At 51.3% G+C, this 13,699-nt stretch carries 10 protein-coding genes and 3 pseudogenes; 6 read left to right on the top strand and 7 right to left on the bottom strand.

The features are described 5' to 3' along the window. Positions 1–411, top strand: a pseudogene (locus TPRIMZ1_RS0116275) (DNA-packaging protein); the annotation flags it as partial. 684 nt (positions 412–1,095) lie between these two features. Here the strand turns inward: TPRIMZ1_RS0116275 and TPRIMZ1_RS0116270 are convergent. Continuing rightward, positions 1,096–1,329 carry a hypothetical protein gene (locus tag TPRIMZ1_RS0116270; protein ID WP_010262867.1) on the bottom strand — a complete coding sequence of 78 codons (234 nt, stop codon included), beginning with the start codon at positions 1,327–1,329 and terminating at the stop codon, positions 1,096–1,098. A gap of 593 nt (positions 1,330–1,922) precedes the next feature. On the opposite strand from TPRIMZ1_RS0116270, the gene TPRIMZ1_RS0116265 reads away from it, so the two are divergent. From TPRIMZ1_RS0116265 to TPRIMZ1_RS0116245, 5 genes and pseudogenes are all read left to right on the top strand, one after another. Further along, positions 1,923–2,159, top strand: a complete 237-nt coding sequence (locus TPRIMZ1_RS0116265) for a UPF0175 family protein (RefSeq protein ID WP_010262864.1) — start codon at positions 1,923–1,925, stop codon at positions 2,157–2,159. 107 nt (positions 2,160–2,266) lie between these two features. After that, a complete protein-coding gene (locus TPRIMZ1_RS0116260; RefSeq protein ID WP_010262860.1) occupies positions 2,267–3,403 on the top strand; it encodes a hypothetical protein in 1,137 nt (378 codons plus the stop codon). A 139-nt stretch (positions 3,404–3,542) separates the two neighbouring features. Beyond that, positions 3,543–4,659 (top strand): annotated as a pseudogene (locus tag TPRIMZ1_RS19375) (IS256 family transposase). A gap of 374 nt (positions 4,660–5,033) precedes the next feature. Beyond that, positions 5,034–5,636, top strand: coding sequence for a type IV toxin-antitoxin system AbiEi family antitoxin domain-containing protein (locus TPRIMZ1_RS0116250; protein ID WP_010262853.1), 603 nt, complete (start codon positions 5,034–5,036; stop codon positions 5,634–5,636). Next, the gene (locus TPRIMZ1_RS0116245; protein WP_010262849.1) at positions 5,633–6,595 is read left to right on the top strand and encodes a nucleotidyl transferase AbiEii/AbiGii toxin family protein; all 963 of its coding nucleotides are present in this window, start codon (positions 5,633–5,635) and stop codon (positions 6,593–6,595) included. Before TPRIMZ1_RS0116250 ends, TPRIMZ1_RS0116245 begins: the two co-directional genes overlap by 4 nt. A 277-nt stretch (positions 6,596–6,872) precedes the next feature. Here the strand turns inward: TPRIMZ1_RS0116245 and TPRIMZ1_RS0116240 are convergent, their stop codons facing one another. The 6 genes and pseudogenes from TPRIMZ1_RS0116240 to TPRIMZ1_RS0116210 all read right to left on the bottom strand — a co-directional run. Continuing rightward, a complete protein-coding gene (locus TPRIMZ1_RS0116240; protein WP_010262845.1) occupies positions 6,873–9,281 on the bottom strand; it encodes a tetratricopeptide repeat protein in 2,409 nt (802 codons plus the stop codon). A gap of 1 nt (position 9,282) precedes the next feature. Further along, complete coding sequence (locus TPRIMZ1_RS0116235) at positions 9,283–11,205, bottom strand: tetratricopeptide repeat protein (RefSeq protein ID WP_010262842.1); 1,923 nt, start codon at positions 11,203–11,205, stop codon at positions 9,283–9,285. A 182-nt stretch (positions 11,206–11,387) separates the two neighbouring features. After that, entirely contained in the window at positions 11,388–11,573 is a 186-nt protein-coding gene (locus TPRIMZ1_RS0116225) for a hypothetical protein (RefSeq protein ID WP_010262838.1), read from the bottom strand. Positions 11,574–11,632: 59 nt separating this feature from the next. Next, on the bottom strand, positions 11,633–11,818 hold the full coding sequence (locus tag TPRIMZ1_RS20590; protein ID WP_157784298.1) for a hypothetical protein: 186 nt from the start codon (positions 11,816–11,818) through the stop codon (positions 11,633–11,635). A 116-nt stretch (positions 11,819–11,934) separates the two neighbouring features. Continuing rightward, a complete protein-coding gene (locus tag TPRIMZ1_RS0116215; RefSeq protein ID WP_010262828.1) occupies positions 11,935–12,153 on the bottom strand; it encodes a hypothetical protein in 219 nt (72 codons plus the stop codon). A gap of 297 nt (positions 12,154–12,450) precedes the next feature. Further along, a pseudogene (locus tag TPRIMZ1_RS0116210) lies at positions 12,451–13,699 on the bottom strand (hypothetical protein); the annotation flags it as partial.

Below are 13,699 nucleotides of genomic sequence, written 5' to 3'. Positions count from 1 at the left end.
ATGTTTTATGTTTTGGATGATCGCTCCCTTCACGGGACCCCGGCCCAATGGGCGGCAGAGGTGGCGGCAGCTTATCAGATGTGGAAAGCCGATCTAGTGATTGCCGAAAAAAATTATGGTGGCGACATGGTGCTTCACACGTTACAGACGGCCCAACGCAACATCAATGCACGGCTCACAACATCTTCACGGGGTAAGTTAATACGGGCGGAACCAGTAAGCGCCTTGTACGAACATGGGCGGGTTAAGCATAGGGTACCATTTTATGATCTTGAGAATGAAATGTGTTGTTTTGATGGGAGCGAAACAAGCGATTCCCCTAATCGGCTTGACTCTGCTGTGTTTGCGCTTACAGAATTAGCCGGGAATAATGTTGGCAGTGTTACGGCGGTCAAAACCTGGGGGGTTTAATGTGGGTAGATACCTGGCCCCCCGTTCGTTCAGTTCACTGCTCCTAGGGATTGTGAACAGTGTGAACGCTGAACGGAAGTAATTCTTTGGTATTCGGCAATTTTCAAGGGAGGGTACTAAAATGTACGGCCCGGCTGACGACATTTTGTCCCCAGCTTCATACACCTATATGAACCGTCAATGTTGTCGGTCGGCCTATGCTTAACATAGAGTGAAGCTCCCGCATATTGCGGTTGATCTAAAGGGGGTGTAACCGATACCTACCCTTTTCCCCGGTTTGGGGGAACCTATCACGCTCCTTGGCAGCTCCACACTAAAGCGAAGCAATCGGATTCCGGCCCTGCTGCGGCGGGTTCCGGCCCAGGGTATGAGTTTACTCGTAGGGGTAGCAATCGGATTGCCCCCCTTCATATTGGACCTACAGGGTACTCAGCAGCTTACGAACTAGGTTAGAAGCCCCGGTTCGGGGCTAGGACGATCATCATAGCTATCACGCTCCTTGGCAGGGGGTCACAACCGATGTAACACCCACCTTCATAATGGGGTGGTTCTAACCCACCCGATCTAAGCTCCGGCCCAGGGTACAACTATAGTTGTAGGTACGGAATCCGCACTTGAAAAAAAAGACGCTTATAGAAGCCCGTGGCGGGGTTTGTTTTTGCCGGGGGGTATTTCCTTACCTTTTTAGTTTTCGTACACCGTAGGGGGTTCTACAATCGTCTGGTAAAGCGAGATTGCCCGGTCCCGAATTTTTTCATAGTCCATATCAATAAAATTACAAAGGGTCTCACAATCGGGACTGTTTATCCAGGACATAGAGCGGTCCTTCATTCGGGCCGTTACCCGAAAATCGTCAGTTTTTATATCGTGTATGGCTTGGTAAAGAATTGCCGCTGTGAGCTGCCGAAAGCCGTTCACGGTTCCCCTCTGGTCCGATTTATTAGTCTTTGCTTGACTTTTCACTGTAGAATATTTGTAGAACATCGAAGAGGTCTGTCCCATAATTACTTATAATATAATGAAATAAGATTTTTTCTTATAGGTCTGCAAAACCTTTATGCGTTGGTTCGATTCCAATCGGCGCCTTAGTTTGAATTTTTTGCTTCGGCAAAAACTTCCCACCAGATAAAGGTGGAATCGAAGGGTTTAGTCCGCTGACCAACGGGAGGAAAAGGCGCCATGGATGGCGCCGACAGGACTAAACCCCGGCCTGGAATGAGCAAACAGGATGTTTGCGAATGGAAGGCGATTCCGTCCGGTGCCTTAAGTTTTTAATGAAGAAAACGATTCCAACCCAGGCAACGAAGCGGCTATTCCGAACTGAAAGCAGAATCTCCCATCAGGCCGGCTAAGTTTTGCAGCAAGGATATAGCCGATCTGATTAAGGTAGGGCATCTATCACAAGTCCGCCTAATCATATCTATTCGGTAGGGGATTGAAACCTTCACCTTTCGAGTTATGATGACTAAATCGTAAAAAGAGACTATACTGACAATAGGGGGGATACTAATATGCAGCTTACCTTGGACATTCCGGATACCGTTAATTTAACCGCATCCGATGCCCAAATCATGCTTGCGGTCAAACTTTTTGAGACAAAAAAATTGCCCCTGGGCAAAGCTGCCGAAGTCGCCGGGCTTTCATACCGTACCTTTCATGAGCTTCTTATCAAGTATGATGTTCCTATCATCACCATGACCAAGGACGATGTGCGGATGGAAGTGGAGAATGCCCAAAAATACCTATGAAGGTCGGGTTATCATCACTCCACAGGTCGTCGCAAACAAGTTGGACTTTACCCCTGGAATTGAAAGGGAATTATGTATAATTTGTTCAGAATTTTTGAGAAAACATAATGGCAAATATTAAAACAATTAATGTAGCAATTGATAGTTCAAGCTGGAAATCCCCCCATGATGTTCCACCCAGTCTTTTATCGCTGGGGAACATAGGATCATTGGATATTGACTTAGATGCCTGCTTGCTTTTTGCCGGAATCTGGACAAGGTCGCCAATTACATGTGGAATAACACTCGCAGATTGTTGGGCATGGTTACGTTATTTTCCGGCCTTCAAAGATGAAAAGAAATTAAAATTTCGTACAGAATGGACTGATATAGATTTTCATCAAAAAGCTGTTGCAAGTGATGAACTTGGTGTTGGATTTACGACATGGGCATTGTATTCTATACTTGGATTTCTGTCTTATGCTGATACAAATCATGTAATGAAAAAACTGGGCACAATTTTTCCAATTAATAATGCAAAAAAAGGGCCGGCAAAGGTTCCGGACTATATTGCATATGACTTAAGTGGTAATATGAGTGTGCTTGAATGTAAAGGGACACAAACAAATCAAGGAAGGATATGGACTGCAATTGAGCGAGGGAAAGAACAAAAAAGGAATGTTAAAATGGCTAATGGTGAACAATTTATTCACACATTAGCGGCAGGAATGTTTATCCCACAAGATGATTCAAACGAGAAAGCTCTTTTAGCAATTGCTGATCCGGAATCTGATTGGTTTAGGAATGAGATCAAAAAATATAATCCCGAACAAATTCTTGGTTCTGCTCGGCAAGTTGCAATCGCAAAAGAACTTTCATTGTTTGGCCTCACGGAAACTGCAGCTATACTTGCAGCTCCAAAAGAGGAGCAAAATAATATAAATCAAAAAATTAAACATGATTTTGATAGAAATCAATTTAATAACGTCATTAAAAAAGATGGAATAGTCGCCATAAATAAAGAATTAATATGGTCGATACCTGTACGTATAAATGCAGTTGATTGCATTGGAGTACGGTTTACGGGAGAAATGCCAATTGATGAATTGGGATATTTAACAGGCGATAATGCAGAAGCAGGTTTAAATTCTCGTATTGCCGAGAAGACTTTAAATAGCAAATGGAGTCAAGAGAACCATAGCCAAGGCGTTTTAGAACTTAAATCTCCCATTGGTGCTAGATATAAAATTGAATGGTTAAAGTAAATTTTGCGGGATGTAAGGGCTGGCGCGTAAAGCTTGGGCGTGTCAGGAAGTATGTGTAAATGGCCAAAGATGGTAGAATTCCAAGGGAATAAAGATGGCCAAGACATGAAAACCGAAAGAGAAAGATCTGATCGATCAGATGCTGGACCAGGTAAATCTGAAGGGATTGTCCCGGGACGAGGTTCTGGGACAGGACGGCTTGTTAAAGCAGCTTACGGGAAAACTGTTAAGCAAGATCATGGAAGCCGAAATGGACGAACACCTGGGGTACGAGAAGCACTGCAGCGAGGGCGACAACAGCGGGGACGGCCGGAACGGGACCTTCGAGCCGCAGATAATACCAAAATATGAAAAACGGGTTCCTCTTTTTAACGACCAGATAATTTCGATGTACTCCTTCGGAATGACCGCGAGAGATATTAAGGCCCACTTGGAAAAAATCTATAATGTTGAAGTCTCGCCGGATTTGATAAGCCGGGTAACCGAGGCGGTGATGGAGGAAGTTAAGGAGTGGCAGAACCGGCAGCTGGAAAAATCCTACGCTATTGTGTATCTGGACGCCCTGCGGATAAAGAGCAAGCAGGATGGGAAAAGCTGTACCAAGAGCGTCTATGTGGCTCTGGGAGTGGATTTTGACGGCCAGAAGGAAGTTTTAGGGCTTTGGATATCGGAGAACGAGGGAGCCAAATTCTGGATGGGGGTTCTCAACGAACTAAAAAATCGCGGGGTCGCTGACATCCTCATTGCCTGCATGGATGGGCTCTCAGGCTTTCCTGAGGCAGTCCGGGCGGTGTACCCTGACACCCGTGTCCAGCTGTGCATCGTCCACATGATCCGCAATTCTACGAAGTTTGTTTCGTACAAGGATCTAAAAAAAGTGTGCGCTGAATTAAAAGCGATTTACACAGCTCCCACCGAGAAAGCTGCCCAGGAAAACCTTGAAGAATTCGGTAAAAACTGGAATGGCAAATATCCGATGATTCACAAATCCTGGTCCGCTCAATGGGACGACCTGAGCGAATATTTTAAATATCCTCCGGAAATCCGTAAGGCCATCTACACCACTAATGCTTGAGTCCCTTAATTATCAGCTTCAAAAAGTTACAAAAAACCGATCGACATTTCCCAATGATGATGCTATACTCAAAATATTGTATTTGGCGATTCGGAATGCGTCAGAAAAATGGACCATGCCAATTCATAACTGGGGTCCGGCGCTAAACCAATTTGGCAATGAACGGGTTCCGTTCAAATAACGACTTGCCATTTACACGGAATTTCTGACACGTCCAAGCTTTCTTCTGTTCACAAAATATTTTATGACACGAATAGTTTTGAGCCGTCTGTACTTATATCCGTGAGTGCTTCCTTTCCAAGAATTTCCAGTTCCGATTTCAGTGCCTTGAGAAAACAGGCATTGTCCCAGCAGTTCCTCTTCCCGCTCATGCTTTGCCGAATCGTAGAGCAGATGCTCTTGATTGTGGCACGGAAATCGTCGTGGCAGTATATAGGCCATCATAAGTGGGGATATTATCAAGAAGACCATTTAGTACTTGACATAACCTATTACAGCCATTATTTTAAAATGTATCGTATTGCCTGTCAATACATACAAATTGAGGGTAAAAGAATGACCGTAACACGCATACAAAAGCTCGAAGAGCTTTTCAAGGCAGATGGACCTATTCTCAGGTCGGCTAATCTCCGCTCTGCTAAGTTTTGTAGTAAGGACATAGCCGAACTTATTAAGGTTGGGCATCTTTCACAAGTCCGAAGGGGGTACTATGCTTGGGGTCCCTTTGCGGAAACCTTAAATGATATGGATATCGTTGCCTCCCTCATTCCCGAGGGTATCATCTCATTCTTTTCAGCCGCCCAATACCATGATCTGACAACGGTAATCCCCCAATCCATCGAAATCACCCTGCCGGTATCCATGCGGACCCCAGCGCTGCCGGGAAATCTGCATGTTACGGTCCATAAATCAGCTAATCATATCTATCCGGTGGGTATTGAGACCATTCTGGTTGATAATCATATCCTAAAGATGTATGACCGGGAGCGTACCGTATGCGATTTTATCAGGAATCGGCTAAAAATTGGGAAAGATGTCTCCCTGGAAGTACTGAAAAATTATATGACCGGGAAGAAAAACCTGCAAAAGCTCTATGAATATGCCAAACTCCTCCAGATCGAAGGGGTAATACACCCATACCTGGAGGTTCTGGTTTGATTCGTAGGGAAGGGCAAAGCCCTGAGCCTAACCACAATATGAGAGCAGCTGCCGAAAGGAAGCTGACCGCAGATAGTATCAAGGCAAGGCTCAAAAAAGTAGCCGATGCGGAGGGTAAGGATTTTAACTTTATCCTGATGCACTACTTCATTGAGCGCCTCCTTTACCGGCTTTCGGTATCACCCTATGCTGGAAACTTTGTCCTAAAAGGCGGGTTACTCCTTTATACCATTCTGGAACAGAGGGCTAGGGCAACACGGGATATAGACCTCTTGGCCTTTCAAGTGCAGAACCTCCCGGACGAAATGGTCAGGATATTCAGGGAAATTGCCATGATATCCAGTGATGATGCTGTATCTTTCGATACGGAAACCATCACCGTTGAACGGATCAAGGAAGATGCCGACTATCAGGGGATCCGCATAAAGCTGACCGGGTTCCTTGACCGGAGCCGTCATATCTTGCAGTTTGATATTGGGTTTGGGGACGTTATCGTCCCCAAACCTGTTGATATGACGTACCCATCGCTCTTAGGTCTGGAACCGCCCCGTCTTAAAGTCTATACCCTTGAATCGGTGATTGCCGAAAAGTTTCAGGCCAGCGTCTACCTTGCGGAAGCCAATAGCCGGATGAAGGATTTTTACGACATCTACGAACTGTGCAGCGCCTTCGATTTTGAGGGCGCTACGCTACTTGAAGCTATCAGTCAGACTTTTGAACGCCGAAAAACCGAGACACCGGAAGTACCTACCATATTCAAAGATACCTTTCTCTTGTTGCCTGATAAGCAGACCCAGTGGAAGGCTTTTCAGCGGCGCTTCGGCGTTGCCATGGACAAGGATTTCCCGGCTGTTATGATGACCATCAAGGGCTTCCTTAAGCCTGTCTACGATGCCCGCTACCGAAAAGAACCGTTTTCAGGGTATTGGGATAGGGCAGTTCAGACTTGGAAGGGGTAAACTATGAGCAAGGACTATGAGCAAAATGCGAAATGTCAGGACAATCCAGGAAGATTCAGGGCCTGTCAGAGTTGATTTTCCTCCATATAAATTGTATCTTTTAAGGAGTGAATGAACGGTCCTGACAGCTCCTGATTTGAAAAAACCCGGACTGCAAAACCTTTATGCGTTGGTTCGATTCCAATCGGCGCCTTAGTTTTTAGTTTTACGTTGTCAGGATTTAATTGAACCACCGGAAAACTGGTGTTCATTCACGATTAAAACACGCTATGTGCCGCTACCGTGTCCCGCTGCGCTTCTCGCCGTTGATTGACGGGATACGCAGGATCATGCCGGGCAGTATGAAACCCGGATCGCCCCGGCGGGGGAACGCGTTCTTGTTGGCTTCATAGATATGTTTCCACTTTGCCCAATTGCCGTAGATGTAATCCCGTTGGGCGATTTTGACCAGGCTGTCGCCGCGGACAACCCGGTAGAAGGCGGCCAGCGCGGGGGATTCTTCTTCCTGCTCCGCCGCAGTCTGCTCCGTTTCCGTAAGCCACTCCGTTTCCATCTGCCATTGGGCATCCATCCACAGGGTTGTTACCAGGCGGTCCGAGTAGCTCAGGGGCTGTCCCAGGATTTCCCGCCAGGTTCCCAGGTAGGGATACTGTTGCGCCAGTTCCGGGTTGGCTTCCTGTACATATCGGTACTCCCGTTCCGCCCCGGCATAGTCCCCCTGCTCATAACAAGTCCGGGCCAGACCGAGCCGGGCCAGGATGTTTTCCGGTTCCCGCTCCAGGCTTTCCCGGTACAGGCTTTCGGCGTCATCATATTGGCCGCGCACAAAAGCTATGTTCCCCAGGTTGAGCGCCCCCGTGGCGTTTGAGGGTATGCGGCGAAGTTCGGTTTCCGCATTGAGGAGCATCCCGGTCTTGCCGTATAAACTGCCCAGTTCGTTCCGGGGAACCATGGTTCTCGAAGGAGCGGCGGTAATCCGTTCTTCCAGTTCCCGGGTCCGGGGGCGTATGAGAAACCCGACATAGATGTTCAGGGATTCCTCAATGGCGTTAATAAGGCTGTTTTCATCGGGCAGCTCGGGCATCTTGTCCGCTGCATCGCTCACGCTTACCGGCTTATAGCGGGCCCAGGATTCCTGCATGGGGAAAAGGCTGCGATCCGATCCGGCATTCTGCCATTCCTGTGCCCCAACCCGCCAGGCCTGATAAAAGGGCGCGGCGGTCTGGGTTATTTCCAGGGGAACCCAGGCTTTCCCCCCCTGGTAAATCAAATCATCGGGGAGAAAAAATTGTTCCCGTCCTTCTTCTTCGGTGAGCCCTGAATCAAAGGCCATGTAGATGTGCCCCGGTATGGTGATAAACGCCGTGTCTATGTCCAATACTTCCAGCATTGAGCAGAACAGTATGGACAGATCGTCGCAGTCCCCGCCCCGGTAATACAGGGTCTGGTAGGGATAGTTCAGGGTGTCCAGGCTGCTTGCGTTTTCCGACAGTTCAATATAGGAGCTTGAGGGGTCGATGACATAATTGATACCGTAGATCTTGAGGGCCTCAAAGAGGCCCAGGGCGTATTGGATATTCCGGGGGATACGGTCAGAGGAGCCCGTAAAGGGCCTGAGCCGGGTATCGGTGATGGACTGCACATACCGGGCAAAGAGTTTTGCTGCGGGGTCCCGGGATGACACAAAAGATGCGGCCCGGCGGTCATCGTCCCAGCTCATGGCGTTCCGGTGGTAGATGGGCATTTGCAGGGGCAGTTCCGCCTGCTTAACCTGGCTCAGTGTCTGATAGTCAATACGCAGGGACGCATTGGCAGTAATGTTCTCCGTCAGGTCCATCATGGCTTCATTAAACAGGGCGGTTACCGGGACCTCCACGGATTCCCCCCGCTTGAGACGGGGTATGGTATAGAACAGGGTGGGCTGCCCCATGTACCGCTCCAGGTAAAAAGAAAGCTGCACATTGTTTATAGCGGTAGGTTCCTGGTTGGTGACCCGCACGGAAGCCAGGGGGTTATTTTCGTACCAGGCGTAGGAAACGGGAAATACCGGCTCCTGGGTTTTCTTTTCCCCGGCAATCCTTGTCTCTTTGCGCAGCAATTCTAACAGGTCCAGGCGTACTCCCAGGTTAAGGCCCAGGGTAGCCAGGGAACTATCAGGAGTAATACTGTGCCAGGTGTAATCTGCGGCGGCATAGAGGGCTATAGTCGGGGTAAGGTGAAAATCCGCGCCCAGGCTTCCCCCCAGGCGCAGCCGGGTGTCGGCGGTATCATCCCAGGCGTAGCGGTAATGAAAGATCCCTCCGTTTCCTTCCGCCCAGAGGGAGAGCCGGTCCAGGGCGCGCCACTGGAAAAAACCCCCCAGCTTCCCCTGAAAAAAATCAATGGGGGACCCGGTTTCCACGGCAATCTGGAAGAACCCTCCCCCCAGCCGCAGCCCCGTAAAAAACCGGCTTTGGGGCTTCAGGCTGAACCCCCACTCCGCCATGCCTGCCGCCCCGAAACCGGGCACAAAGATGCTCTCCCCCAGGGGAATAGCCGCCCCGGGAGAAAGCCGCAGGGCAATGCTGTTTTCGCCATAGGCAGCGGCAGCGATAAACAGCGAAAAGGCGATAAGTACGGGGAAAATCCGGCGGTATTTGTGCGCGGGAAACTTGCCGACTAAAGTCGGCGTTGCAAGTAGCGCCATCCTACTCTCCCCGCTGCAGGGTCGTCCGGGCCAGGCCGTTTTTCGCTGCGGCGTTTTCCGGGTTCAGCCCAAGGGCCCGCCTGAACCAGGCTTCCGCCCCGGCAAAATCCTTATCAAGCAGGGAAAGGTTTCCCCGGTTGACCATCCCCGCCGCAGAGCCGTAAGAAGCGGCTTGTTCAAAAACCGGCTTCGCGTCTTCCGGACGGCTGGCGCGCAGTAATAATAAGCCCAACTGATTAAATGAAGCGGCCCCAGGGTTTGTGCGGAGCTGAGCCTCCAGGGCCGCTATCTTAGGCTCAAACTCAGTGGCAATATATATGGCAAGGGCGGTGTCCGCCCGGCGGTTTAAGGCGGATTCCTCCGGCCGGGCGCTCTGGGCTTCTACAGCGGGAACCACCGGAGGATAGGCCGCCCAGGCATCGGCAAACCGGATAAAATCAAGGGTCTCCCCCGCTTCAAAGGCCCGGTTCAACCGTTTACTTCCCCCTTCCCAACTGTTCATAAAGCCGTTATTGAAATTCACCATGGAAAGGGGCATCCACACTTCATCATTGATAACCAAAAGATTTTCTATATTGGTAAAAAGGGCGCCCGCAGCAGCCTGGCTTATACCTAAGGAATAGAGGACCATAAAATCATCCTCCAGGGCTATGATCGCGGCGGGAATGCCCGAGGATTCCAGGGTATTCGCATAGAGCAGGCCAATATCCACGGCGTTCCCGGAACGGAAAGCCAGGGTCTCCGAGGGGAACTGGATGCTGTCAATGTCAGTAACCCTGTTAGAGCCGGCGCTCTGCCTGAGCCCGGCGGTCAGAAGGCCCTCGTAGAGCCAGAGGGAAAACTGCATATTCTGGTTTAAGCCGGTGCGCCGCTTGCTCCGGGCCAGGCCTACCACATACTTGGCGTACTCCAGGGGCGCCGGCGCGGTGGGGGATACAAAGGCCGCCAGGCTTGCGTTATCCCCCCAGCGGTAGGCATTGCGGTTTACCACCCGCACCGTACTACTGATAACCGCTGTCCGTTCCGCCCCCAGGAAGGTATAGCGGATCACCACTTCCCCCAGGATACGGCCGTCCTCAGTAAAGTTCAGCAACGCCGGGGCAAAGTCCGCATACAGGGGCAGTTCCACACTGCGAAAGCGGCCGATAAAGCCGATATTCCCGCAGTTGATCTCCGAGGACGTGTACTGCCCCGCCCGGAAACTCACCCGCACATTCCGTATCTCTGCATTTTCGTGGTTACTAATCCTGAGGGTTCCCGCGCCATTCCGCTGGTAGAGGGACAAAAACAGGGGGTATACCGGTTCCTCCTGGATCAGGTCCAGACGCAGACCCGCAGCGCTTTTGGTGGAAAGGGTAAACTGGAACGTAAGCCCGGCGGAGAGCCCATGGTACAGGGCGCCATCCCGGTGCTCGTTATGGTAATACCGGTAGCCGCCATTCAGGGAAAGGGTAAAAAACGGGGCAAAGCGGAATCCCGCCTCCGCCCCGGCCCGCCAATACCAGGAAGCGGCGCTGCCGTCATCCTGGTGCCCATAATGCTGAATAGCCTGGGAAAGCCCCAGAGCCCCGTCCAGGGAAAGGGCCAGCCGGGAAAGGGGATAGCCGAAAAACCGCGCCCCCGCTCCGGCGGAATAGAGCTGGATATCCCCCTCCGCCCCCTCGGCAAGATTCGCATAGGCATACCCCCCTTCCAGGCCCAGGGAATACCCGAGCCCCCAGGGATTGGTAAGGATGCTGGAAACATCCAGGTCAAAGAGCAGGTCCCCCCCGTAGCCCATGGCATAGAGCTCGGCTACTTCGCCTTGGGGGATAAGCAGGAAGGGCCGGGGCCGCAGGGTAAAGTCCAGGGCCGAAAGCCGGGCGAACCGGCCAAAGGCCAGGAACAGGAGGAAAAAGAGGGCTTTATACTGCCGGGATATCATGCCTGTTTTCACCTTTTTAACGTGCTTTAATACTCTTGTTCCCGCTTATTCTTCCAGCCAAACCCCATCTTCTTCGTAAATATCTCCCCACGGGGATGTGGTCCGGGTGGGTGTCCGGGGTGGGGACGCCGCACAGGTCCAGGACACTAGGCATTTCCGGCGCCTGGCGCCTTTTTCCCCGCTCATGCCACAATATGCTGGGTAACGATGTCTTTGTACATTTTCACAATATCTTCCAACGCGGTCAGGCGGATAAGCAGCACCTCATCGGGGGAAGCATGGTGATAGTTCCCTGCGGCAACCGCACCGGCAACCCGGTCAACAATAGCGTCTACATCGTACTCCGGTACATCTGTCTTTTCGTCCATATCCTACCCCTTCAGCAATTCGTAAAATTGCTTTCTCAATTTCATTGCATGGATGATCCTCAGCGTATCACCTCTATTACGCCGACGAGTTCCAGCGGGTTTCCGCTTTCGTCAAACCCAACGAAAAGCCGTTTTTCCGGTTCTTCGTCAAGCGCAATGTCGGATTTCAGGTTCAACAGGCAGGATCGTATCGAATACTCCGAAACGCCATGCTTGTAGGCGCTGTTTATAATTGCAATTTTCATCAAGCCCCTATCTCCGGTTCCGGGAACCTTTGGTTCCTTAACTATAGCATACCAGGAGCAAAAAGTGAAGCTAAACCGCACCCCGGACTTTGCGGGGTTTTTCCCCGTCCCCCCGCTCACGGCACCACCCCCGCCTGCAGCACCGACTGGTTCAGCAGGTCGAAGTCCGTTACCGCTGGTCCACTCCCCGCTGCTCCCTTGAAAAAGAATTTCACCACGAAGGACACAAAGGAACACCAAGGTGAAGAAAGTTGGAAGAGGGAAAGAAGGGTCATTATATATGTTCCTTCCTGCCGCGCTCCCCCCTTGGTGTCCTTTGTGATGCAATTCTTCATACCTGCTCCGCTCCCCTGCAAACCGCGCGCAGTTGCTCGCCGCACTGGCGGACATCGAAAAGGGCGCCCCCCTGGTCTCCGTTCCTCTAAGGTAAGCGCCGGCCAAGTTACCATCGCTTCCTGCAAATACCATTACTAATACCGCAGCAACCCCCTCCGCTCCGGCGCCAGGCGCCTTTTTCTTCCCAGCATTATATACCCCCCCCGCATACGCAGGGGGTTTTTCGCAGGTTCAAACGTCGATGCCTAGGCATTTCCGGCGCCTGGCGGCCTACGGCGCGCCCGTTCCGAAGGGTCTCACAAGGCCCCGGCTTTGGGTAACGGGTCGTCAATGTAATTAGCCCCCTGTGATTCGCTTTCGATCGGGCCTTTATCGGCATCTGCGGTGCCGTACCTTGCTATAGCGTTCGTGCTCTTAAACAAGTTTTTACCATAATTCTGCGCGGCGACGTTGAAATTGTTGCCGGAAATGGTTCCGCCCGACATGTAGAAAGCGCCGTCTTTAACGGACACCCCGGCGCCCACGGCCCCGGCATAGCTGCCGGTGGTCATGAGATTGTTGCTGATGGCTCCGTCGCTCATAATGAAGGTCGCATTGGCGATCACACACACCCCGCCGCCAGTGGTGTTATCGCCGCTGACGGAATTGTAGCTGATGGTTCCCCCGCTCATAGTGAGGGTCGCATAGGTCTTCACATACACCCCGCCGCCGCCATCGTAGGCGGTACTGCCGATGACGGTATTGTAGCTGATGGTTCCGGCGTTTAGTTTGAACTCCCCTGCGTCCACATACACCCCGGCGCCCTTCTTCGCTGTGTTAGCGCCGTTAGACACCTCGCTATTGTTCGGTGTCGACCCGCCAATGGTTCCACCATTCATGGTGAAAGTATCGTAAGAGGCTTTGAACACGCCGCCGCCGTTGTTAGTAGCAGTATTGTTGCTGATAGTTCCGGCGTTTAGGGTGAAGATACTCGTATACACCCCGCCGCCGTCGTTAGTAGCAGTATTGTTGATGATGCTCGCCGTGTTGCTCATAGTGAAGGCCGCGGCGGTGGCGTATACCCCACCGCCGTCTTTAGCAGTATTGGAGCTGATGGTTCCGGCGCTCATAGTGAAGGGCCCGCGGGCGTATACCCCGCCGCCTTTGTCAGTCGCCGTGTTCCTCGTCGAGCCAATGGTTCCCCCAGTCATGGTGAAGGTCCCTTCGCTGGCCACAGAGACCCCGCCGCCGTTAGTAGCAGTATTGCCGCCGATACTTCCGGCGATTAGTTCGAACTTCCCGTTGGCCACATACACCCCGCCGCCATTGGTCTCGCTGCCGGTGGCGGTATTGTTGGTGATGGATAATGTACCCCCATTCATGGTGAAGGTCCCGCTACCGGTTTTATACACCCCGCCGCCGTTAGTAGCAGTATTGTCGTGGATGCTTCCGTTGCTCAGGGTTAAGGGATTGGAGATGTTCATATACACCCCGCCGCCGTTAGTCGTAGCAGTATTGTAGCTGATGCTTCCGGAGGTTAGATTGAACGCCCCGCCGTACACATAC

This window comes from Treponema primitia ZAS-1 (assembly GCF_000297095.1).
In the GTDB taxonomy this organism is placed as follows: Bacteria; Spirochaetota; Spirochaetia; order Treponematales; family Breznakiellaceae; genus Termitinema; species Termitinema primitia_A.
Note: the sequence above shows the minus strand (reverse complement) of the source record. Positions and strands in the feature narration are given on the sequence as shown.

Excerpts from the sequence above, each read along its gene's own strand:
- TPRIMZ1_RS0116225 (WP_010262838.1), bottom strand. The coding sequence starts at position 11,573 with ATGGACGAAAAGACAGATGTACCGGAGTACGATGTAGACGCTATTGTT.
- TPRIMZ1_RS0116250 (WP_010262853.1), top strand. The coding sequence starts at position 5,034 with ATGACCGTAACACGCATACAAAAGCTCGAAGAGCTTTTCAAGGCAGAT.
- TPRIMZ1_RS20590 (WP_157784298.1), bottom strand. The coding sequence starts at position 11,818 with ATGAAAATTGCAATTATAAACAGCGCCTACAAGCATGGCGTTTCGGAG.
- TPRIMZ1_RS0116265 (WP_010262864.1), top strand. The coding sequence starts at position 1,923 with ATGCAGCTTACCTTGGACATTCCGGATACCGTTAATTTAACCGCATCC.
- TPRIMZ1_RS0116260 (WP_010262860.1), top strand. The coding sequence starts at position 2,267 with ATGGCAAATATTAAAACAATTAATGTAGCAATTGATAGTTCAAGCTGG.
- TPRIMZ1_RS0116235 (WP_010262842.1), bottom strand. The coding sequence starts at position 11,205 with ATGATATCCCGGCAGTATAAAGCCCTCTTTTTCCTCCTGTTCCTGGCC.
- TPRIMZ1_RS0116215 (WP_010262828.1), bottom strand. The coding sequence starts at position 12,153 with ATGAAGAATTGCATCACAAAGGACACCAAGGGGGGAGCGCGGCAGGAA.
- TPRIMZ1_RS0116240 (WP_010262845.1), bottom strand. The coding sequence starts at position 9,281 with ATGGCGCTACTTGCAACGCCGACTTTAGTCGGCAAGTTTCCCGCGCAC.